This window comes from Halioglobus maricola, from assembly GCF_009388985.1.
GTDB classification, from domain to species: Bacteria; Pseudomonadota; Gammaproteobacteria; order Pseudomonadales; family Halieaceae; genus Halioglobus; species Halioglobus maricola.
This window is the reverse complement of the sequence record NZ_CP036422.1, coordinates 4,001,436-4,021,985: the sequence shown is the minus strand read 5'-3', so window position 1 is coordinate 4,021,985 and position 20,550 is coordinate 4,001,436. Positions and strand designations below refer to the sequence as shown.

The window sequence follows — 20,550 nt, the reverse complement described above, 5'->3', positions numbered from 1 at the left end:
CCCTCTCGCTCTCGCCGGTCTGCTATTCTGGTCTCTAGACGCATTTAGAGAGGTGGCGGCGTGCCAGTTTCAGATAATTATAATACAATTGCCTTATCTTTTGATTGCCGAGGTCTCCGGTGAAGCGACAATGGTATGAGAAAATGGGCGCGGCAGTGCTTGGCTGTCTGCTGCTTGCGGCCTGTAGCGCCGAGCCCGAGGGGCGCGGTGATATTGCCGGCGAGTCTCTCGATACGGCGGTAGTGGCTGAGCGGGAGGCCCGTTATGAGTCGCCGTCTGATGATGGCGGTGACAGCCAGGTTCTGTTCGGTGACCTGCATGTGCATACCACGTTCTCGCCGGACGCCTTCATTATGTCGCTGCCGCTAACCGGGGGTTCAGGCCTGCACCCGCCGGCCGATGCCTGTGACTTCGCGCGCTATTGTGCCGCCCTGGATTTCTGGTCTATCAATGACCACGCCGAGGGAATAACCCCGCGTCGCTGGGCCGAGACCCGGCAAAGCATACGCGAATGCAATGCGGCGGCGGGCGACTCCGCTAATCCTGATATGGTCAGTTTTCTCGGCTGGGAGTGGAGTCAGGTGGCCACAGATCCCAGCAAACACTACGGTCACAAGAACGTGATTTTTCTCGATACTGACGATGCCGATGTCCCGGCGCGGGCGATCGCTGCGCCCCGTCAACGCCTGGCTCAGGCGCCCATGGGAAGATTGGCTCAGTTAATGATGTCTCTGGCGGACTTCGAGAATCGCGAGTTCTATCTGGGTATCCAGGGCTACTACGACGAAATCGCCGACACCCCGGTTTGTGAGAAAGACGTCGATACACGTGAGCTGCCTGGTGATTGCCTTGAGGTGGCTGACGACCCGCGCGAGCTTTTCACCAAGTTGGATGAGTGGGGCTTCGACAGCATTGTTATTCCTCACGGTAACTCATGGGGCATGAATACGCCTGCAAGCACCTCTTTCGACAAGCAGTTGAACAGGGCGCAACATGACCCGGATCGCCAGATATTGTTTGAGCTCTACTCGGGCCATGGTAACTCTGAGGAGTACCGCCAATGGCGAGCTTCGGTCAAGGGCGACGATGGTGGCCTGATGTGTCCCGAGCCGAGCGATGACTATATGCCCTGTTGTTATCGCGCAGGCCAGATTATTCGTGAGCGCTGTGAGGCCGCAGGCGAAGACGCTCAGGAGTGCCAGAGGCGCGACTTCGAGGCGCGGCAGAATTTTGTGGACGCGGGTAATTCCGGCCACCTGACTGTGCCAGGGCAGTCTGTGGTCGACTGGCTGAACTGCGGCACTTGCGTCGACTGTTTTAACGAACCTATGGACCATCGACCGGCTGCTACCGCCCAGTATGCATTGGCGATCTCCGGTTTCGAGCCTGGTCGTGATCCGCTTCGCTTTCGTTATGGCTTCATTGGCTCCAGTGACAATCACCGCGGGCAGCCAGGAACTGGCTACAAGGAAGTGCGCCGCAAGTTCATGACTGAATCGTTCGGTGCGCCGGAGGACAGCCGGGCCGCTCGCAGACAGCGGGATACGCGCGAACCGGAGCCTTTTTCCACGCCCCTGGGCAACGAGAACGTGAGCTTGGTCAACGCGCGAAATATGGAGCGGCAGAATTCTTTCTGGCTCACAGGTGGTCTGGTAGCGACGCACAGTGCTGGGCGTGACCGCAATGCCATCTGGGGTAGCCTGAAGCGACGCGAGGTATACGCAACGTCGGGTGCCCGAATCCTGCTCTGGTTTGATTTGCTCCGCGATGAGCAACGCTATCCCATGGGCTCGGAGCTGATGACCGGCGAGGCACCCAAGTTCCGGGTGAGCGCCATGGGTGAGTTCAAGCAATTGCCGGGTTGCCCCGACTACGCCAGCAATGGCCTGGGCGAGGCGCGCATAGAAAGCCTCTGTGGCGGTGAGTGTTACAACCCGGGAGACGAACGCCAGCTTATTGACCGGATCGAGGTTGTGCGAATCCGGCCACAGGTCAACGCCACGGAAGATGTGGCTGACTTGATTGAAGATCCATGGAGAGTGTTTGAGTGTGAGCCCGATCCCATGGGTTGTACCGTGGAATTCACCGATGAAACGTTCACCAGTGGTGGCCGCGAAGCGATTTATTATGCCCGCGCTATTCAGGAAACCACCGGCATGATCAATGCCGAGAATGTCCGCTGCGAGTATGACGAGGAGGGCCGCTGTATTGAGGTAAACCCCTGCTACGGTGATTTTCGCACGCCTGCCGAAGAAGACTGTGTCGCGCCTGCTCAGCAGCGCGCCTGGTCATCCCCCATTTTTGTCGACTTTCAGCCTGCGCTGGAAGAGGAGAGTTTATGAACACGTCTCACGCCCAGAAAGGCGCCATAGCCAAAATAGTAATTATCGCGCTGGCGGTGTTGGTCGCCGGCGGTGCCTGGATTTATTTCGATGAGGACTCCCAGCTCAAGAAGCAGGCGCAGTTAAAAGCGTTGGATGTTATCGGGGACGCGGCAACCAAGCGTTTAGGTGGCGAGGGCGATGGTGAGGCGACACATGGCAGTGCCGTCGAATTGATCAAACGCCCCATCGAAGTGAAGAAGTTGGCGGAAAACGTCTACCAGGCCACGGGCGTTGGCAATGTCATGATGATTGTCACCGATGAGGGCAATGTCATTTTCGATACAGGTCTGGTGATCCAGACGGCTAAGCAACTGGAAGCGCTTAAGGCTGTTTCCGACGCCCCCATTCGCAAAATCGTGTTGAGTCACTCACATGCTGACCATATTGGCGGCACACGTTTTTTTGCCGAGGAAGGCACGGAGATTATCGCCCACGACCAATTCGAGGAAGAACAGCGTTACCTGATGGAACTGGAACCTCACCAATACGCCAGGAACCGCACCCTGTTTCCCTGGATGCCTGCCTGGGAGGACCGCCCGGACATCGCCATGATGCGCTATGGCGGTATAGAGCCTGACGTAGTGGTAGATGACTGGGAAACTCACAGTTTTACCCTCGGTGGCGTGGAGTTTCAGGTAATCGGTACGCCAGGTGCGGAAGGCGCAGACAATGTAGTGCTGTGGCTGCCGCAGCAGAAAATGCTCTTCAGTGGTGACTTTTTCGGACCGCAATTTCCGCAGTTCCCCAATGTTTTCACAATGCGCGGCGAGAAAATTCGCAAGCCCATGGAATACGTGCAGTCGCTGGACCTGTTGCTCGCATTGCCGATAGAGACGGTCGTGCCCAGCCATCTGGACGCGACCACGGGACAGGCACAAATCGCCGCAGATATGCGCCGGATTCGAGACGCTGTGCAGTACGTGCATGACGAAACCGTCGCCGGGATGAATGCCGGTAAGGATGTCTACGCGCTGATGAGAGAGATTCAGTTGCCAGCTGAACTGGAGCTTGTGCAAAACCACGGCAAGGTGAGTTGGGCTGTGCGCAGCATCTACGACTACTACATGACATGGTTCCACTTCGACAGCACGACCGAGCTTTATCCGGTCCCGGCACGCGATATCTACTCGGATCTCGCTGAAGTCGCGGGCAGCGAAAGCTTGCTGGCGCTGGGGCGTAACTATCTTCTGCAGGGCGAGCCGGTGAAGGCGCTGCATGTTGTGGAAGTGGTGCTCGCGGCTGAGTCGGCCAATATTGAGGCTCTCAACCAGCGTCAGCAGGCGCTGGGAATACTGCTAGATGCTGCGGAGCACGGCCTGCGGAATGACTATGAAATATACTGGCTGCAGGCCCGCATGGCGGATACGGCAGCCAGGCTGGACAGCCCGGCTGTCGATCGCTAGTCGTCGCTGCCGCTGCGGTAGGGTGTCATGCCAGCGCGTTCACGGGCCTTGGCGTGCCCCGCCTGCTGGTCGATCGAGTAGCGGTAGGCCACGTAGTACTTGTATATGTTGGCTACATACTGGACCGGCTCTCGGCCCACATCCTGCGCCGCCACCAGTTCTACATTATCGAACCAGACGTTGGGGTCGTAACCCAGCCGCTCAGCCTTGCGCCGCAGATTGATCATGCGTGAAGGCCCGGTGTTGTAGGCAGCCAATGCCAGCAGCGTTTTGTTGCGGGTGTCGATGGCAGGGTCGTTAAAATAGCGATCGCGCAGGAAATCCAGATACTTGATGCCGGCGTGGATGTTGGAATCTGCAGAGCTGATGTCGTGAATGCCCACGTTTTTATCGCGTGCGGTTGTGGGTAGTAGCTGCATCACGCCGACCGCGCCAGCGTGGCTGCGAGCAGTCTGGTCCAGGCGGGATTCCTGATATCCCTGGGCGGCTGCCAGCAGATAGTCGACACGGTACTGATCGCCGTACTTCTGGAAGATGTGCTGGAGCTCCAGAAAGCGCTGGTAGTCGCTGTCATCGAGCGCGTTAGCAGCCCAGTCAAAGTCGCGAATGTAACGATTTTTCAGCACATTGCCGATCAGGGTGCCTTCCCGGTTTTTCTTCAGGAAATCGTTAACAGCGCCTTCAAGGAGCGGGCTGTTCTGGCGAAAGGCCCAGGCGATGCGTCCCCCTTCGCGAAATACGATGTCATCGCGCACGGTGGTGTTGGTGAATACACCTTTCCAGAGAGTGGGCTTGTAGGAGTCCACGATTGCCCACGGGAGCAGGCCTTTGTCGACCATTTCTATGAGGTCGTCATCCTCGAGAAATTCCGAGACAAGTTCTATGTTGACTGGCTCCTTGCCTTCCGCGACCAGGCGCTCATTCAGGGTATCGACACTTTCGCGGTAGCTACTGGAATGGCGCACGTAGATGGTCTGGCCGGAGAGATCGTCAATCCCGTCGAGAGCCGGCGCATCCGGACCGGTAATTAGAATCTCAGAGACAGCCTTGCTCGCAGGAATGGAAAAATCGAATTGCTCCTGACGCTCAGGCGTAATGGAAAGGCTGGCGTTGATGATATCGCCGTGTCCGGCGAGCAGCGCAGGTACCAGTTGATTGCGCGCCATGGGGATGATGATGACGTGTACTTTGACGGTTTTGCGGTTCAGGCGTTTGTTGAGGAATTTCTCGAACATCATGGAGAATTCCTTGACCAGCCCTTTCTCCTGCCCATTGTCTTCCAGGTAATATCTGCCCGGGCTGTAAACGGTGAGAACGCGAACAACGCGGCGTTCTTCCATCACGTCCAGGTCACCTGTCCATGGATTGCGGAAGCCCTTGAGGGCCTGCAGGGCTTGTTCATCCGCACTAGGTGCGAAAGGCAGGGCTGCTGTTGTCTCCGGCTCGGGGGATTCCGTTTCGGCTGGTTGCACCTGGGCGGGAGCCTGTGCAATGTCGGAATTGGTAGCGGGCTCCTGTTCGGAATCACCGCAGGCGGCAAGGCTAATCAGGCAGGACAGGGCGAGCAGTCGAGTCAGGAATGTCATATTTTTCGTTGGTTGCGGAACACTGACCTCATCTTCCCGTGTGTGCGGGAGTTTGGCAACTCCTAGCCCGCAGTCTGGCCACCGTCGATCGGCAGTTCGATACCGTTGATAAAGCGGGCCTCGTCGGAGGCAAGGTAGGCCACAGCGCCAGCGATTTCATCTGGCGTGGAGGCCTCTACGAGGGGAAGCAGCCGGCTGAACAGGTCCATGTCTGCGCCCTCTGGCATTTTGAAGTTTGCCGATAGTGGGGTCTGGACGAAGCCTGGACACACAGCATTAACCCGCACCTCTCGCTTGCCGTACTCCATGGCCAGCGCCTTGGAGAACATCAGTACGCCCGCCTTGGTGGCGCAGTACGCGGAGTTATAGGCCTGGCCTCCACGGCCTGCACTGGACGACATATTGACAATATTGCCTTTGCTCTCAAGCAGGTGAGGTATGGCCGCGCGACTCATGAAAAAGACGCCATTAAGATTGATACCCACCATCAGTGACCACTGTTCGTCTGTGACCTCGGTGAGATTTTCGGAGAAGGCGATGCCGGCGATATTGCACAGGATGTCCAGCTTGCCAAAGTGTTCTACACACTGGGCGACGGCGGTGTCGCAGGCGCTGGAATCCGTGACGTCCAGTTCAGCCGTTGCTGAAGCACTGCCGTCAGGCAACTCAGTGATGGTGTCAGCGAGACCGTCGTTATTGATGTCGGTGAGGAATACTGAAGCACCCTCATTGGCGAGGCGGATGGCGGTGGCCCGGCCGATGCCGGAGGCTGCGCCCGTGATTAGCGCGACCTTACCTGTAAATCGTTGCATTGTGGTTCCTCAGCTGCGGAGAATGATCTTGCCCATATGGGCACCACTTTGCATGTAATCATGAGCGCTGGCCACAGCCGACAGTTCAAATACGCGGTCGACGACAGGCTTGATCGCACCCGTCTCCAGGTGTGGGTATATGTGTTCAATAATTTCCGCTGTCATGATGGTTTTCTGCGCGAAACTCTGGGCGCGGAGGGTGGAGCCTGTTAGAGAGATCCGCTTTATCAGCAGCGGCGCGAAATTCACTTCTGCCTGGAATCCGTTCATAAAGGCGATATTCACGATTCGCCCGTCCGGTGCCGCCACATTGATGTTTTTTTGCACGTAGTCGCCACCTATCATGTCGAGGATGACGTTAATCTGGTTGCTGACGCCGGCGTTAGTGAGCGCCTCTTCGAAGTCTTCATCTCTGTAGTTGATGGCCATGGTGGCACCCAGCTCGAGAAGCGCGGTGCATTTCTGGTCGGTGCCTGCGGTGGTGTAAACCTCTCCTCCCATGGCCTTTGCCATCTGGATGCCGAGCGTGCCGATGCCGCTGGCACCGCCGTGAACCAATACCTTTTCGCCCGGCTGCATTGCGCCGCGCTGGAAGATGTTGTGCCACACCGTGAGCAGCGCTTCGGGCAGTGCGGCTGCCTGCTCCATGGTGTAGCCCGAAGGCACGGGGAAGCACTGGCCAATAGGGGCGAGGGCTTTAGTGGCGTAACCTCCGCCGTGGGTGAGGGCGCAGATGGGGTCGCCGACGGACCAGTTTGTGACATCTTCGCCGACCGCGATCACCGTGCCAGCGACTTCAAGGCCCATGATGGGAGAGGCGTCCTCGGGAGGGGGATAAAGGCCCGCCCGCTGCAGAAGGTCGGCACGATTGAGGCCGGCTGCAGCAACCTCGATAAGGACTTCACCGGCATCCGGTGGAGTGATCACGTCCCGCTGTAAGCTCAGGCTGCGGTCTTCATCGTTGACCGCGACATAGTGACGCTCAAAAGCTGTGTCAGGCATTGAGGGCGACACGCCAGCCGTGCGGGTCATCTGCTGTGCCGCTCTGGATTGAGCAGAGCTGGTCTCGCAGCTTGCTGGACCAGGGCCCCATCTCGCCGTTGCCAACCTGGGTCGTTACGCCGTTGTGAACCAACTCGCCTACGGGAGTGAGAACTGCAGCTGTGCCGGTCAGGGCGGCCTCGCCGTTAGGTGCGCGTTCCAGTAGCTCAGTGACATTGAAGTCGCGCTCGGTGACCTTCAGGCCAGCTTCGGCAGCCAGCGTCAGAATACTGTCGCGGGTCACGCCGGGCAGGATGGAGCCATCCAGCGGTTTGGTCAGTAGCTCGCCATTTTCAATAAGCACAAAGTTGGCAGCGCCGGTTTCCTGAACAATGCCGCCGGGCGCGAACAACACCTGGTCTGCACCCAATTCTTCGCGGGCGCGCACTACCTGACGCATGGCGGCGGCGTAATTGCCGCCTGTTTTGACCGCGCCGAATTCAGGAGTGGAGCGTTGCGCCTCGTGATCCACTTTTACCCGCAACGGCTTGAGTCCGCCGGCGAAGTAATCCCCCACGGGTGAGGTGAGTACGTAATAGATCGCCTTTTGGGTAGGGCGGGCCGCGGCGCCGATATCCTCTTCGGTACCGAACAGGGTGGGGCGCAAGTACAGGGAACCCGGGTAAGCGGGAATCTGGTCTTTTACCTCGGCCACCGCTCGGTGCAGCGAGCTCACCAGGGTGGCCTCGTCGGGCACTGGCAGCAGCAATTGGGCCGCGCTATTGAGCAGCCTTGCCACGTGGCGGTCCGGGCGGAACAGGTGAATGTTACCTTCCGCCGTGCGGTAGGCTTTGAGGCCCTCGAAGCATTCGCTGGCATAGTGCAGCACATGGGTGGCGGGGTGCAGGCGAAAGGGTTCCACCGGGACCACGTCCAGACCGGACCATTGTCCGTCTGCATAGTGGTTGATGACCATTTTGTCCGTGAACTCTGTGCCGAATGCCGCCATTGTCTTACTGCTCTATGTATCGCTGGGCCCCGCTGTTGGCGGGGGAATATGTATGTCGATGAACAGAACATAATACCGCGAGAAACAGGGATATGGGGCCGTGCCGGGCTGAAATATCCGGAAATTTGTCACAGCGAAGGGCAGCGGCTAGGCTGTGGGTTCATTAATTATCGTTTCCGGAAACACTGGTCGCCTATGAGAATACTGATTCTGCTCTCTCTCCTGATGGTTTCTCTAACTGCAAAGGCGGACCTGCGGGGTGAATTGCAGTCTTTGACTGAGCATCTGGTCGTGGATGGCGGCAGCCAGCTTCCCTCGGGGGGGCGGGTTCACCTGCCCGTCATTGTCGAGGATTTCTATTCCCGCCAGGACTATCAGGCCGCCTGGCAGGACCGGCAACAAGCGCAGCGTATGTTAGACCTGCTGCGGGGCAGCTTTGATGATGGGCTGAGCCCCGATGATTATCATTACAGCGAACTGATGGCGCTGTGGTCGCTGCGAAATGATGAGTGGCCGGAGAAGGACCGGGCGCGGGCGCGGTTCGATGTTTTGCTTACAGACGGAATCCTGCTCTATATCCAACATATGGCAAAGGGCAAGGTCGACCCCCGCTTGCTTGATCCCACCTTCAACTATGCCCAGTTGGATTTCGACATCCACACTATATCGGGGCAGCTGCAGCAGGCCATCGCTGAAGATTCCATCGACGAAATCCTGGAGCGCCTTCGTCCTGCCATGCCGTTCTATTACCAGATGGTGGCCGCGCTGCGGCACTACCGTGCATTGGCCGCCAGTGGCGAATTCCGGGCCTTACCTACAGATGTCGTGCTCAAGCCAGGGCAGGAGTACCCAGTGGTGCCAGATCTGGCCGAGCGGCTGGTACAGTTGGGCTACCTCCCCTCAGCAGGCCCGGATCGTCGCTACGGCGGTGCAGTCCAGGATGCTGTGAGGGTGTTCCAAAGGGATCATGGCCTGGATGTGGACGGCATAGTCGGTGCCCAGAGTTATCACTTCCTGAATATGACGCCAGCCGAGCGGGTGGATGCGCTGCGGGTTAATCTCGATCGTGTGCGCTGGATCGCGCAGGATCTGAGCGACGAGATGCTCGTGGTTAATGTTGCGGGCTATGAGCTCTACTATATCCGCGGCGATGAGCTTTTGTGGGAGACTCCGGTGATGGTAGGCACTATCGCTCACCAGACGCCAATCTTTACCAAGCGCCTCAGATACCTCGAATTCAATCCTACCTGGACGGTGCCCAGAAGCATCATCGGCCGCAGTTTGCTGCCCAAATTCAAAGCTGACCAGAGCTACATCGCGGAGCAGAACTACCTGCTCTACGATCGTCGCGGTGAAGTTGTAAACCCGGCGTCGATCGATTGGGCCAATGCCAATATGGGCAATTTCCCCTACCGGGTCGTGCAGCAACCCTGGGAGAGTAACGCTCTGGGTCGGGTCAAGTTCATGTTCCCCAATAGCTACGCTATTTACCTGCACGACACACCATCCAGGTACTTGTTCTCCCGCAGTGCGCGGGCGTTCAGCTCAGGTTGCGTGCGTGTTAAAGAGCCGCTGCGCCTGGCAGAGTTGCTGCTCGATGATTCACAGCAGTGGTCTCTGAGCCAGGTTGAGGCGGTGGTGGACAGCCGCAAACCCCAGGTGCGAGTGCCCATGGAGCGGGAGGTGGACGTCATGTTGATGTACTGGACCACCAGTCCAGCACGGGATGGGCGAATGCAGTTTCATGCAGACATCTACGGAAAGGACGCACCGGCCCTGGCGATACTCGATGCACCGCCGGAGGCCAGCTAGTTGCGTGTCCTGCTGGCTCTGATACTGCTGTTCCCTATACTGGCGCGGGCGGATCAGGTGGTTCTCTCCCTCGACGGTCTGCCGCTCGCATTTAATCCATTCACGCTTGTAGCGTCCCCGGACGAACGGCTGGAGCTGGGGCTGCTTGAGGGCAGTCTGGAAGGCGCAGGGTTTGCTGCAGAAGATGGTGTGTCGCTGTTCTTGAATGCCCAGGGCATGGCACTAACTGCCCCAGCGACCCCCGGATACTACCCGCTGACGATCACCACTGCGGATGGCGCCACGCTTGAGGTTCAGTTGTTTGTCACCGAACCTGCGGCGAATATTGCTGGCGGTCTACTCAATGGTTATCGCTTTGGCGAGCAACCGCCGGGGCATCCCCGGCATCCCGAGCTATACCGTGCCCCTGCCGGCTATATCGAGGTCACGAAGGATCTGCTTGACGTGCGCTTGAGCCCCCATTTCACGGTGCGCCAGTTCCTGTGCAAACAGGTCAGTGATTATCCGAAGTACATCGCGCTGGAGGAGTCGCTGTTGGTGTTGTTGGAAGGTTTGCTGGGCGAGGTGCGCCAGCGAGGCTATCCAGCGGCGACATTTGGCGTCATCAGTGGTTATCGCACACCGTGGTACAACCGCACTATTGGCAACGTGCCCAACAGTCGCCATGTCTACGGCGATGCCATGGATTTTTATGTGGACGTGGACGGGGACGGGCGCATGGATGATCTGGATCGCGATGGTGACCAGGACCTTGACGACGTGCAGCTGCTGGTCGACCTGGCGGAAGAGTTTGTGTCGCGGCCGGAGAACGCCCAGTTGCTCGGCGGCATTGGGCGTTACCGTAAGACGAGCCGCCACGGCGGCTTTGTTCATGTGGATACGCGCGGTTACCGCGCGCGCTGGTAGTTTATCTGGCGAGTAGTCGCACGGGCATATCCTTGAAGCCGTGGACCATATTCGAACGAATGTAGGTGGGCTCACCCAGCAGCTCCATGCCTTTAAACTCGCGGAAAAACTCTTCCAGGAAAATTTTCACTTCCAGTCGGGCCAGGTTGGCGCCCAGGCACAGGTGAATGCCGTGCCCGAAGGCGAGATGTGGGTTGGTGTCGCGCCGGATGTTGAATTCCAGCGGGTTCTCGAATACCCGCTCGTCGAAGTTTGCGGAGCTATAGAGCATTACCACCTTGTCGCCTTCCGCGATCACTTGGCCGCCGATCTCGGTGGCGCAGGTCGCGGTTCGGCGGAAGTAGTGCAAGGGGCAGGTCCAGCGCAGCATTTCCTCCACGGCACCGGGGATCAGGGCCGGGTTTTGTTCCAGTTCCCGGTAGAGCTCAGGTCGTTTGATCAGTTCGTACATGCCGCTGGAAATAAGTCCGCGGGTGGTTTCGTTACCTGCGACAGCGATTTGTACAAACAGTGAGGCGAATTCCGCCTCGCTGACACTTTCGCCTTCGACTTCCTGATTAATTAGCAGTGAGATCAGGTCGTCCGCACCGGAATCCTTGCGCTCGCAGGCCAGCTGGAAACCATAGGTTCCCATCTCAATGCTGGCGTTGTTAACTTCCTCCGGCGTGCCACCGAGGTCAGGGTCTGAGGCCGAAGTCTGCAAGTCAGACCAGCGGCGCATCTGTGGCCACATGTCCTGGGGGATATCGAGCAGTGAACCGATGACAGCGGTGGGCAGGTCGCCGGCCAGGCTCTCGACAAAGTTGACCTCGCCGATATCGCGAGCTTTGGCCATCATGCCCCGGGCGATGCTCCGAACCGCCGGCTCGAGTTGTTCCAGCCGGCGCGAAGTGAAACGGGTAATCACTGCTCGCCGCAGGGGGCTGTGCTTGGGCGGGTCCATGCCCAGCAACTGGTTGCGGGCCATGTCGAGGATGTCCTCAGGTAGGTCGTCCACCAGCACGAAACCTTTCTCGGCGGAGAAGGTTTTGAAGTCGCGGGAGACATCGATAACATCGCTGTGGCGGCTGACGACCCAGTAGCCGCCCCCTTCCGGCAACGCGTGCCAATACACCGGGGCGTTGTTGCGCAGCCAGGCGAACTGGGCGTGGGGAATGCCGTTGGTGTAGGCATCGGGAGAGTAGATATCGATGTCCACTTATTCCACCAGCACGTTGGGGCGAGGCAGGCCCTGTTCCTCGCACATGGCGAGGTAAAACTGCAGCGTGAGATCGCCGTCCACGACTGAGGTGATGTTGCCATCGGCGTCGAGGTTGACGTTGCTGCCGTACATCTGGAACCACACCCGGGTGTTGTCCTCGATACACTGCAAGGTGTGCATTGATCCAGCAGGTTCGTAGAGGAATGAACCTGCGCGATTCACGTAGTCGTATTCCTTGTACTTCCAGGCGCCGGAAGACGTGTAGCCCCACACCGGGCCGGTGTGTTTGTGCTGCTCTACCTCGTAGCCTGCCTGGAAAATGTTCTCAATAATCCACAGACCCTCGCCTCGCTTTACTTGCAGTACTTTCAGCAGGCTGCCGTCGCCTATGTCGATAAAAGGCAGTTCGTCTGCGCCAATGTGCACGGCTTCTGTTGTTTGCATTTCTCTTGCTCCTGTCTCAGGCCTGGATGACGGCGCCGCCGGCAATGACGGCCTCTTGTTCGCTGGCATCGAAGCCAAATTGTTCGAGAATTTCCCGGCTGTGTTGGCCGTTGCTGGCCGGTGGTCTGGCAATCTCGCCGGGTGTGCGGCTGAAACGCGGGGCCGGATTGGGCTGCCACGTCTCGCCATCGTCGGCGAAGGTTTCGCGTGCCTTGTGATGGGGGTGATGGCGTACTTCCGCCATGGAGAGCACGGGCGCATAGCAGATATCCGCGCCGTCGAAGAACGCGTCCCACTCGTCGCGCGTCTTCCGTTTGAAGATGTCGTCCAGTGTTTGCTTGAGTGCTGGCCAGGCGGCCATGTCCCATTGGTTTTCCAGCCCAGTACTGTCTTCGCCGAGGCGCTCCAGCAGGGCGGCATAGAACTGGGGCTCCACGGCAGCAATGGTGATGTATTTGCCATCGGCGGTTTCGTAGACCTCGTAGAAATGGGCGCCCGAGTCGAGCACATTGGTGCCGCGCTCGTCGGTCCAGAAACCGACCTGATTGGCGGCGAAGGTTGCGGCCATGAGGCTTGCAGCGCCGTCGATCATTGCGGCATCTACAACTTGCCCCTTGCCGGATGTCTTCGCCTCAAGCAGGGCGCAGACGATACCGTAGGCGAGCAGCATGCCGCCGCCACCGAAATCACCCACCAGGTTGAGGGGTATGGCGGGCTTCTCGCCAGCGCGACCCATGCCGTGGAGCGCGCCAGAGAGGGCGACGTAGTTCAGGTCGTGGCCTACCTCGTTGGCCATCGGCCCTTGCTGGCCCCAGCCAGTCATGCGGCCGTACACCAATCGGGGGTTGCGCTCCAGACATACGTCGGGCCCCAGCCCCAGCCGTTCCATCACTCCAGGCCGGTTGCCCTCAAGTACTGCGTCCGCCTGGTCGATCAGGCGCAACGCCGCGGCGACGCCGTCGGGGTTTTTCAGGTCTATACAGATGCACCGTTTGCCGCGATTGAGTACATCCAGATTGGGGTTGGTTTGTTGGTCGGCGAAAAGGCCGCCGCCCGGGCGCTCCACCCGAATAACCTCGGCGCCCATGTCCGCCAACGACATCGCGCCAAAGGGTGCCGGACCAATACCGGCGATTTCAATGATGGTGATTCCTGCGAGAGGTCCCATGGTACTGCTAGCTCCTTGGTTTTATAGGGTTAGCTTGGCGTGGACCGTGTCTCAGGGCAATGGCGCGATCAGGCGCCCTGAGTGTCTTTACAGATCAATTGCTCGAACATGCCCCGGGCTTCTTCCAGTTTTGCGAAAACCGGGTAGTCGCTGTCCAGGCACCAGTTGATCGTCAGCATGTTGAGGGTGCCCACAACGGTGGTCGCAAGCATGCTGGGGCTGAAATCCTGTTTGACCTCGCCCAGTTCAAGTCCGGCTCGAATAAGGGCGGTGAAACTGTCGATTGCCGAGGTGCCAAGTTCGCGCTGGGCTTCGGTGTCTTCGGCGAAGGCGGTGGGGCCTATCAGGATGAGCTGGCGGTCTATCTCGTTCATGCCTGAGAAGGTCGATTCGATATAGTCGATCATGGCTTGCAGGCGACCACGGGTGGTCGGTTGCGCTGCCATCAACTCTGCGAGCATGGGCTCGGAACGGGAGTACAGCCTGGAAATGCCCAGCGCCCCCAGCAGGGCGTGCTTGTTAGTGAAGTGGCCGTAGAAGGTGCGCCGGGCGACATCTGCCTCCTGGCAGATCTGCTCAATGCTGGTGTCCTCGATCCCATGTTGCTGGAACAGGCGGTAGGCCGCCTCCTCGATTCGGGTGCGAATTTCCTGTTTGCGCTTCTCTCTGCGCCCCAGCGGGGCCTCAATCGTGTCCATGAAAATATCGTAATGCAGTTGCATTGGGTTCCCCAGTAAACTATTTTGTATACAAATGTGCAAGTTTGCGCGTTTGTATGTATTTCGATAAGAAGCGCAGATCAGGTGACCTAACCATGTCCGACAAGCTTTTAGTGGTATCTACGGACTGCCACGCCGGCCTACCCATCGCCGATTACAAACCTTATGTCGAGAGCAAGTATCACGAGATGCTCGACATGGCCGTACCCATTACGGTGGATATGCTGGAAAAGTCAGAGTCGATGTTCCTGATTAAGGAAATCAACGATGCCTGGCGTGCACCGATACAACAGGAGTTAACCGGCGCCTGGGACTACGATGAGCGAGTTCGCATGCTCGCGACTGACGGCATTGCCTGTGAGGTCATTTTCCCGGATGGGATTACCGAAAAAAACACACCACCTTTTGGTGCGGGCCTGGGCCTATCGCCGCGCGATATGGTGCCCGAGCTGCAGTGGGCCGGTGCCATGGCCCATAACCGGTGGCTGGCAGAGCTGTGTGCCAATGACCCCGCGAGGCATCTTGGTGTCGCCTCGATCCCCCTGCTTTGGGATGTCGGCCAGGCGGTGGAAGCTGTGCGCTGGTGTGTCGATAACGGCCTGCGCGCAGTGATGATTCCCACGCTCTGGGGCGAGCACGATGCCTACCATCATGTGAAGTACGACCCGTTCTGGGAAGTATGCCAGGACCTGGGGGTGATCGTGCACTTCCACTCTGGCCCTGCCCCCCATCCGGAATACTTCGGCAAGGGGTTTCCGGTGGAGGACCAGCGCTCAGAGTTGCCCGGAGCCATGGGTATCTATGTCTCTGAAGTCATGTGGTGGTTGTACCGCCCGCTGACGTTCATGATCTGGGGTGGTGTGTTCGAACGCTTCCCTCGACTCAAGGTGATGATCGTGGAAGGAGGCACTATGTTCATGCTGCCATCCTGGTTGCGGCTGATGGACTTCCAGTATCACGAGGGTGAAATTTCCGCCAAGCTGGGCGATTTCAAAAGCCACTTGTCCATGTCGCCCAGTGAGTACTACCAGCGCAACGTCGGCATCGGCGCATCTTGTGTGCGCCGGGCAGACCTCGATGAGCGCGACACCATAGGCGCCGACCAGATCATGTGGGGCAGCGACTTCCCTCACCCTGAAGGCACCTGGCCCAATACCCAGGCCTATTATCGAGAGACGTTTAGCGGCTTGCCTGAAGACGCTGGCCGTAAGATTCTTGGCGACAATGCGGTCGCCTTCTATGGCCTTGATCGCGAGCGGCTGCAGCAGGTGGCCGACGAAATCGGCCCTGACAAATCCATTTTTAACTAACCCGAGCAAGCAACGGGAGAGCAATATGACAATCGTAGAAGCCTGTGATTCAAAAACCAATACCACCCCGGATTTCCCGATGGGGTGGTTTTCTGTTTCCCGCTCCCAGGAGCTGGCCGTTGGGGAAGTTAAGCCCGTAAAAGCCTTCGATCGGGAGCTTGTGTTGTATCGCACGCGCTCTGGCAAGGCGGCACTGCAGGATGCCTATTGTCCTCATCTGGGCGCCCATCTCGGTCACGAAGGCCGAGTGATCGGCGAGACCGTGCGCTGCCCGTTTCACGGCTGGCAGTTTAATGCGGACGACGGCAAGTGTTCGCATATTCCTTATTGTGATGAGATCCCGGAGCGGGCTCGCCTGCGCACGTGGCACACCGACGAAAAGAACGGCGAGGTATACGTCTGGTATCACCCGGAAAATACAGCGCCTCAGTGGGAGTTGCCTGACTTGCCGGAGTTGGATGACCCGAACTGGACCTCGCCTCGCTACACCGAGCACCTGGTGCCGGCCCACGTACAGGATATTTGCGAAAACTCCTGCGACCCGGTGCATTTTGCGTACGTGCACAACCAACAGGGGATTCCGGATTCAGAGGTGACCATCGATCCTGATGGACGCACCATGCACCTGCACTCCAATATGGAGAACAATGACTTTCCTTCGCATCTGCACGCAATTACGTACAGCCCCGGTTTTGCCCTGGTGCGCAATACCTATGGGCCCAATGCCGAAATGATTATGTACAACAGCCCCCAGGCTATCGACAAGCACACTACGTTTATGCGCTGGACCTTGCTCGTGCGCAAGGAAATTGAAGATCTGGCTGGGGACGATGTGATGAAAGGGATTATTGATGGTCTGAGTGATGACTATCCGATTTGGGCGAACAAGGTGCACAGGCGTCGCCCCGTATTTTGTCGTGAAGACAAGCCTCTGGTGACGTTCCGCAAATGGGTGCGCCAGTTTTATGTGACGTCGCAAGACCAGCAGGAGATTGCCTGAAGTGAAGGATTTCAACGGTAAGGTAGCGGTCATTACCGGCGGTGCCAGTGGCGTCGGACGCTCGCTGGCGTTTGCGCTGGGTCGTCGCGGGGCGAAAATCGCTGTCGGTGATGTCGATGGAACGGCTATGGAGCAAGTGGCAAAGGATCTTGCCGCCGAGAACATCGAGGCGATTGTCGAGCACTGCGATGTCACCTCGCTAGACAGCCTGAATGCGCTCGCAGATGCAGCGGTGGCGAAGCTTGGTGGCCTCGATCTCGTGTTTGCCAATGCCGGTATCGGCGCAGGCGAGGGCGGTGCCATGTGGGACTACTCGGAGAAAGACTGGGAGTGGTGCCTCAAGGTGAATGTGTGGGGCGTGATTAATTCGATCCGTGCCTTCATGCCGCGGCTGGTGGCCAGCGGTCAGGCGGCTCACTTTGTCGTGACCGGATCTGGCAATGGCGCATATACGATTTTGCCGGATGCTCCCATCTACACCGCGAGCAAAGCGGCGGTACACGCGATTACGGAGAATTTGCACTATCAGTGCCAGGCGGGTCAGCTGCCGGTGAAGGTGAGCGCACTGTTTCCCGGGCCACATGTGGTTGATACGGGGCTTTTCAATTCGGATCGCGTTCGGCCCGAAGACCTGCAGAAAGATGGCGGTGCCCCCGACTCTGGCATCACCTCGGTTGATGACATGAAGCGGATGGCTGCCGAGTTTGGCATTGAGATGCAGACTACTCACCCGGATGAGGTGGCCGATATGGCGCTGCGAGGCCTGGAACAGGATGCGTTCTGGCTGCTGGAAACTACACCGGATTCCGACGAGAAAATTCGTGCTCGGGCCGACATGATTTTAAACAGAACGACACCCGTGCCAGCTACGCTGGGGTGACGTGAATCGAAACAGAGGAAAAATATAATGACAAATGAATCAGGTGCACCACAGGGAAATACTGGCGACATCGTCAATTGGCCAATGCTGAAAATCGTTTACCGGACTGACCCGGAAGCGATCGCCAAGCTGTTGCCCCCAGGTATCGATCCAGGTGCCAATCCCAATGTGAATCTCACTATCTATAACTTCCCGGTTCCCGACGAGCCCGAGTACGGCATTGTTACCACCGTGGACGCGGACTACAACGGCACACCGGGTGAATACACTCTCGGGTACGGCATCGACCAGGAGTCGGCAATTTTCATCAGCCAGGAGACCAACGGCCAGCCCAAGTATCCCTGTACTACCGAGTTTTACCGTCTTGGACCCCAGGTGAGTGCGCGTTGTGTCCACCAGGGTTACACCTTTGTAGAGTTCAAGGGCGTCTCCACTGGCCCGGTCGAAGGTGCCGAGGAGTGGGTCCAGAATGAGTGGTGGCTGAAGTACTCCCGCGCGGTAAGCGTGGGCGGCCCGGCGACGGGTTTTGACTTCCCACCTCACGTGGTTCACGTGATGAGCAAGTACGGTACTGCCTGGAAAGAGGAAGTGCAGGGCGAACTGGTGCTGCGTGATAGCCCCTGGGATCCGCTGGCATCACTGCTGCCCATGCGCGAGCAGCTCTCCGCGCACCTGTGGTGGCCCATCTTTCTCGATCGCCAGATCACACTGGCTGGTGAGCTGGATGCTGAGGCCTTCCTGCCCTATGCAGACACGATCTCCGGCTCTCGCTGGCCCGGAGAAAATGGCGGACCCAAGCGCGGTTGAGCATGCGTAACTGGTTTCCCGCATTCGCGGGGATGGCCTGCCTCGGTTTCGGGGCTGGCCTGATGAGTATCTATGGGTTTTTCGTGCCGGCTCTCTCTGAGGAGTTCGGGGTAGGGGCGGCCACCATCAATATTGGCCCGGTGGCGTTGATGCTCGTGCCGGGTCTGGCGGCGCCTTTTGTAGGCAAGTTTGCTGACAGTATGCCGATTCGCCGCATAATTCTCGCGGGGTGCACTCTGGCGATGCTGGGGCTGGTGCTCACCAGCTTGGCCCCCAGTCTGGCCGTCGCCGGCCTGTGTTTCCTGCTGTTTGCCCTGGGTATGACCCTGTATGGCCCCGTGGTGGTTAATAGCCTCATGGTCAAACTCTATGTCGGACGTGAGGGCAAGGCCCTGGCGCTCGTCGCAGCTGGAACCAGCATTGCCTCTGCCGTGCTGCCGCCGCTGGTGGGAGCAGGGCTGGAGATGTTTGGTTGGCGCACCGCGCTGGCTGCGCTCGCGCTGACGCTGCTAGTAGTCCTGTGGTTGTTGGTCTGGTTGTGCATTCCCGCTGATATTGGCGCGAGCGTCGGTGGCGCGGCGAGTAAACCCGCCGAGATCTATCGCCGCCGTGAGTTCTGGCTGGTGGGTGTGGCTGTTGCTCTGGTGTTCAATGTGTCGGTGCTGGCTACGATCTGTTATCCGCCCCTGTTTATCAGTCGTGGGATGGACCCGGTTGAGGTGGGGCTGATGTTGAGTATTAGCGCCATCGCCGGGCTCAGCGGAAAAGTGTTTGTCGCTATCAGCGCCGACTATTTGCAGGACCGCCCCAGGGTACTTGCCATCGGTATTATGCTGGTGCAGTGCACAGGCATTGCCATCTTGTTGCTGTTCAAAGAGGGCTGGCCGATCTGGCTGGGGCTGGCTTGTTCCGGTTTCGGGGTCGGTGCTTTTCTTCCCGTGCATCCCTGGCTTAACAGTCGTTACTTCGATACCGCCGTTATCGGCCAGGTCAACGGCGCCCAGATGCCACTGATGTTGCCTCTCGCGCTGGCAGGTCCGCCTCTGGCGGGGCTGGTCTTTGACCGCACGGGTAGCTACGACCCGGTGCTGGCGAGTATGGTCGTGCTGCTGTTGCTGGCCTGCCTGGTGTTGACCATCCTGCCCCGGCCGGCGCCGGCGCCGGCCCCTGTCGCGTGACAATCGTCACTTTTTACCAGAATTTCGCCACGCTCCCCGCAGCCATCGACTAGTCTTTGTCCAGTGATATTGGCGAGGGGTGACAGTGGACGTCCGGATCGGCATGGATATGCGCTTATGGGGCGACAGTGTTGGCGTGGCGGAACTGCCACAGCTGGAGATGCTGGCGTCGCTGGGCTATGCCGGGGTCGAGATCCCGCTGTCCGGCCAGGGCACATCCGAGTTGAAACTGCTGCGCGTCGCGCTGGCTGATCTGGGTCTGGTAGCACTGGCCAATACGGTTATCCCCGCAGGTTCCAATCCCATCGATAGTTCTCTTGCTGTGCGCCGTCGCGCGGTGGACTACCTCAAGGCACGGGTAGATGACACTGCCCAACTGGGCAGCAAGGTTTTGTGTGGCGGTCTGTTCCAGGCTCAGGGTCAATTGAGTGGCGTTCCACCCACTGATCGAGAGTGGGACTGGAGCCGGCGTTGCCTGCGTGAGGTGGGTGAACACGCCGCCAGTTGTGATGTAAAGCTGGCGCTCGAGTTCCAGAGCCGTTTCGATGCGCATTTAGTCAACACTGCCGCTGACGCCTCCCGTATGTGTGAGGACATCGACCTGGAAAATCTCGGCGTGCTCTACAACACCTTCCATGCCCATCTGGAGGAATTCAATCCCGCCCGCGCACTACCTGCCGCTGGCGAGCGCCTGATGCTGGTGCACCTGAGTGAGAGCCATCGGGGTGAATTGGGGCGCGGCCAGGTGCAGTGGCAGGAGACCTTTGCCACGCTCGATTTTCTCGACTATCACGGTTGGCTTGTGGTGCAGGCCAGGGGGTTGGCTAGCTCGGGGGATGCGGTTCCGGCCAATATCTGGCGCGAGCAGTTCGACAGTCGCGAGCAGTTGAGTACCGATGCCATTGCCTTGATCCAGCACGCGCTGCGCCTGCAGCGTCAGTAAGCCTTAG

At 58.6% G+C, this 20,550-nt stretch carries 18 protein-coding genes; 10 read left to right on the top strand and 8 right to left on the bottom strand.

What is annotated here, in order from left to right:
* Positions 1-119 precede the first annotated feature (119 nt).
* Together EY643_RS18175 and EY643_RS18170 are read left to right on the top strand one after the other, a co-directional pair.
* Positions 120-2,342, top strand: coding sequence for a DUF3604 domain-containing protein (locus tag EY643_RS18175; protein WP_153240580.1), 2,223 nt, complete (start codon positions 120-122; stop codon positions 2,340-2,342).
* The gene (locus tag EY643_RS18170) at positions 2,339-3,787 is read left to right on the top strand and encodes an MBL fold metallo-hydrolase (protein ID WP_153240579.1); all 1,449 of its coding nucleotides are present in this window, start codon (positions 2,339-2,341) and stop codon (positions 3,785-3,787) included. The genes EY643_RS18175 and EY643_RS18170 overlap by 4 nt, the downstream gene beginning before the upstream one ends.
* On the opposite strand, the gene EY643_RS18165 is transcribed toward EY643_RS18170, so the two are convergent.
* The 4 genes from EY643_RS18165 to EY643_RS18150 all read right to left on the bottom strand — a co-directional run bounded on the left by EY643_RS18165 (position 3,784) and on the right by EY643_RS18150 (position 8,175).
* A complete protein-coding gene (locus EY643_RS18165) occupies positions 3,784-5,373 on the bottom strand; it encodes an MltF family protein (RefSeq protein WP_153240578.1) in 1,590 nt (529 codons plus the stop codon). The genes EY643_RS18170 and EY643_RS18165 overlap by 4 nt on opposite strands.
* Positions 5,374-5,435: 62 nt before the next feature.
* Positions 5,436-6,185 carry an SDR family NAD(P)-dependent oxidoreductase gene (locus tag EY643_RS18160; RefSeq protein WP_153240577.1) on the bottom strand — a complete coding sequence of 250 codons (750 nt, stop codon included), beginning with the start codon at positions 6,183-6,185 and terminating at the stop codon, positions 5,436-5,438.
* A gap of 9 nt (positions 6,186-6,194) precedes the next feature.
* Entirely contained in the window at positions 6,195-7,187 is a 993-nt protein-coding gene (locus tag EY643_RS18155; protein WP_153240576.1) for an NAD(P)H-quinone oxidoreductase, read from the bottom strand.
* On the bottom strand, positions 7,180-8,175 hold the full coding sequence (locus EY643_RS18150) for a branched-chain amino acid aminotransferase (protein WP_153240575.1): 996 nt from the start codon (positions 8,173-8,175) through the stop codon (positions 7,180-7,182). Before EY643_RS18150 ends, EY643_RS18155 begins: the two co-directional genes overlap by 8 nt.
* Before the next feature lie 195 nt (positions 8,176-8,370).
* Here EY643_RS18150 and EY643_RS18145 point away from each other — a divergent pair, with 195 nt between their 5' ends.
* Both EY643_RS18145 and EY643_RS18140 read left to right on the top strand, forming a co-directional pair.
* Positions 8,371-9,987: a L,D-transpeptidase family protein gene (locus EY643_RS18145; RefSeq protein ID WP_170287468.1), complete on the top strand. Its 1,617-nt coding sequence runs from the start codon at positions 8,371-8,373 to the stop codon at positions 9,985-9,987.
* Complete coding sequence (locus EY643_RS18140; protein WP_153240573.1) at positions 9,988-10,893, top strand: D-Ala-D-Ala carboxypeptidase family metallohydrolase; 906 nt, start codon at positions 9,988-9,990, stop codon at positions 10,891-10,893.
* A gap of 1 nt (position 10,894) precedes the next feature.
* Here EY643_RS18140 and EY643_RS18135 read toward each other — a convergent pair whose 3' ends face one another.
* The 4 genes from EY643_RS18135 to EY643_RS18120 form a co-directional block, all read right to left on the bottom strand.
* On the bottom strand, positions 10,895-12,091 hold the full coding sequence (locus tag EY643_RS18135) for a cytochrome P450 (RefSeq protein WP_153240572.1): 1,197 nt from the start codon (positions 12,089-12,091) through the stop codon (positions 10,895-10,897).
* Positions 12,092-12,538 carry a 2,4'-dihydroxyacetophenone dioxygenase family protein gene (locus EY643_RS18130; protein ID WP_153240571.1) on the bottom strand — a complete coding sequence of 149 codons (447 nt, stop codon included), beginning with the start codon at positions 12,536-12,538 and terminating at the stop codon, positions 12,092-12,094.
* 16 nt (positions 12,539-12,554) lie between these two features.
* The gene (locus tag EY643_RS18125; protein WP_153240570.1) at positions 12,555-13,706 is read right to left on the bottom strand and encodes a CaiB/BaiF CoA transferase family protein; all 1,152 of its coding nucleotides are present in this window, start codon (positions 13,704-13,706) and stop codon (positions 12,555-12,557) included.
* Between the two features lie 68 nt (positions 13,707-13,774).
* Positions 13,775-14,428, bottom strand: a complete 654-nt coding sequence (locus EY643_RS18120; RefSeq protein WP_153240569.1) for a TetR/AcrR family transcriptional regulator — start codon at positions 14,426-14,428, stop codon at positions 13,775-13,777.
* 92 nt (positions 14,429-14,520) lie between these two features.
* On the opposite strand from EY643_RS18120, the gene EY643_RS18115 reads away from it, so the two are divergent.
* From EY643_RS18115 to EY643_RS18090, 6 genes are all read left to right on the top strand, one after another.
* Positions 14,521-15,735, top strand: coding sequence for an amidohydrolase family protein (locus EY643_RS18115; RefSeq protein ID WP_153240568.1), 1,215 nt, complete (start codon positions 14,521-14,523; stop codon positions 15,733-15,735).
* A gap of 25 nt (positions 15,736-15,760) precedes the next feature.
* A complete protein-coding gene (locus EY643_RS18110) occupies positions 15,761-16,735 on the top strand; it encodes a Rieske 2Fe-2S domain-containing protein (RefSeq protein WP_153240567.1) in 975 nt (324 codons plus the stop codon).
* 1 nt (position 16,736) lies between these two features.
* Positions 16,737-17,615 carry an SDR family NAD(P)-dependent oxidoreductase gene (locus tag EY643_RS18105; RefSeq protein WP_153240566.1) on the top strand — a complete coding sequence of 293 codons (879 nt, stop codon included), beginning with the start codon at positions 16,737-16,739 and terminating at the stop codon, positions 17,613-17,615.
* 27 nt (positions 17,616-17,642) lie between these two features.
* Positions 17,643-18,422 (top strand): acetoacetate decarboxylase family protein, encoded by a 780-nt coding sequence (locus tag EY643_RS18100; protein WP_153240565.1) that lies wholly within the window; start codon positions 17,643-17,645, stop codon positions 18,420-18,422.
* Positions 18,423-18,424: 2 nt separating this feature from the next.
* A complete protein-coding gene (locus EY643_RS18095) occupies positions 18,425-19,600 on the top strand; it encodes an MFS transporter (protein ID WP_153240564.1) in 1,176 nt (391 codons plus the stop codon).
* Between the two features lie 85 nt (positions 19,601-19,685).
* Entirely contained in the window at positions 19,686-20,543 is an 858-nt protein-coding gene (locus EY643_RS18090; protein ID WP_153240563.1) for a sugar phosphate isomerase/epimerase family protein, read from the top strand.
* Positions 20,544-20,550: the final 7 nt, after the last annotated feature.

Coding starts and splice junctions, on each gene's coding strand:
- EY643_RS18170 (WP_153240579.1), top strand. CDS start 2,339: ATGAACACGTCTCACGCCCAGAAAGGCGCCATAGCCAAAATAGTAATT.
- EY643_RS18150 (WP_153240575.1), bottom strand. CDS start 8,175: ATGGCGGCATTCGGCACAGAGTTCACGGACAAAATGGTCATCAACCAC.
- EY643_RS18115 (WP_153240568.1), top strand. CDS start 14,521: ATGTCCGACAAGCTTTTAGTGGTATCTACGGACTGCCACGCCGGCCTA.
- EY643_RS18165 (WP_153240578.1), bottom strand. CDS start 5,373: ATGACATTCCTGACTCGACTGCTCGCCCTGTCCTGCCTGATTAGCCTT.
- EY643_RS18145 (WP_170287468.1), top strand. CDS start 8,371: ATGAGAATACTGATTCTGCTCTCTCTCCTGATGGTTTCTCTAACTGCA.
- EY643_RS18160 (WP_153240577.1), bottom strand. CDS start 6,185: ATGCAACGATTTACAGGTAAGGTCGCGCTAATCACGGGCGCAGCCTCC.
- EY643_RS18095 (WP_153240564.1), top strand. CDS start 18,425: ATGCGTAACTGGTTTCCCGCATTCGCGGGGATGGCCTGCCTCGGTTTC.
- EY643_RS18155 (WP_153240576.1), bottom strand. CDS start 7,187: ATGCCTGACACAGCTTTTGAGCGTCACTATGTCGCGGTCAACGATGAA.
- EY643_RS18100 (WP_153240565.1), top strand. CDS start 17,643: ATGACAAATGAATCAGGTGCACCACAGGGAAATACTGGCGACATCGTC.
- EY643_RS18120 (WP_153240569.1), bottom strand. CDS start 14,428: ATGCAACTGCATTACGATATTTTCATGGACACGATTGAGGCCCCGCTG.
- EY643_RS18110 (WP_153240567.1), top strand. CDS start 15,761: ATGACAATCGTAGAAGCCTGTGATTCAAAAACCAATACCACCCCGGAT.
- EY643_RS18125 (WP_153240570.1), bottom strand. CDS start 13,706: ATGGGACCTCTCGCAGGAATCACCATCATTGAAATCGCCGGTATTGGT.
- EY643_RS18130 (WP_153240571.1), bottom strand. CDS start 12,538: ATGCAAACAACAGAAGCCGTGCACATTGGCGCAGACGAACTGCCTTTT.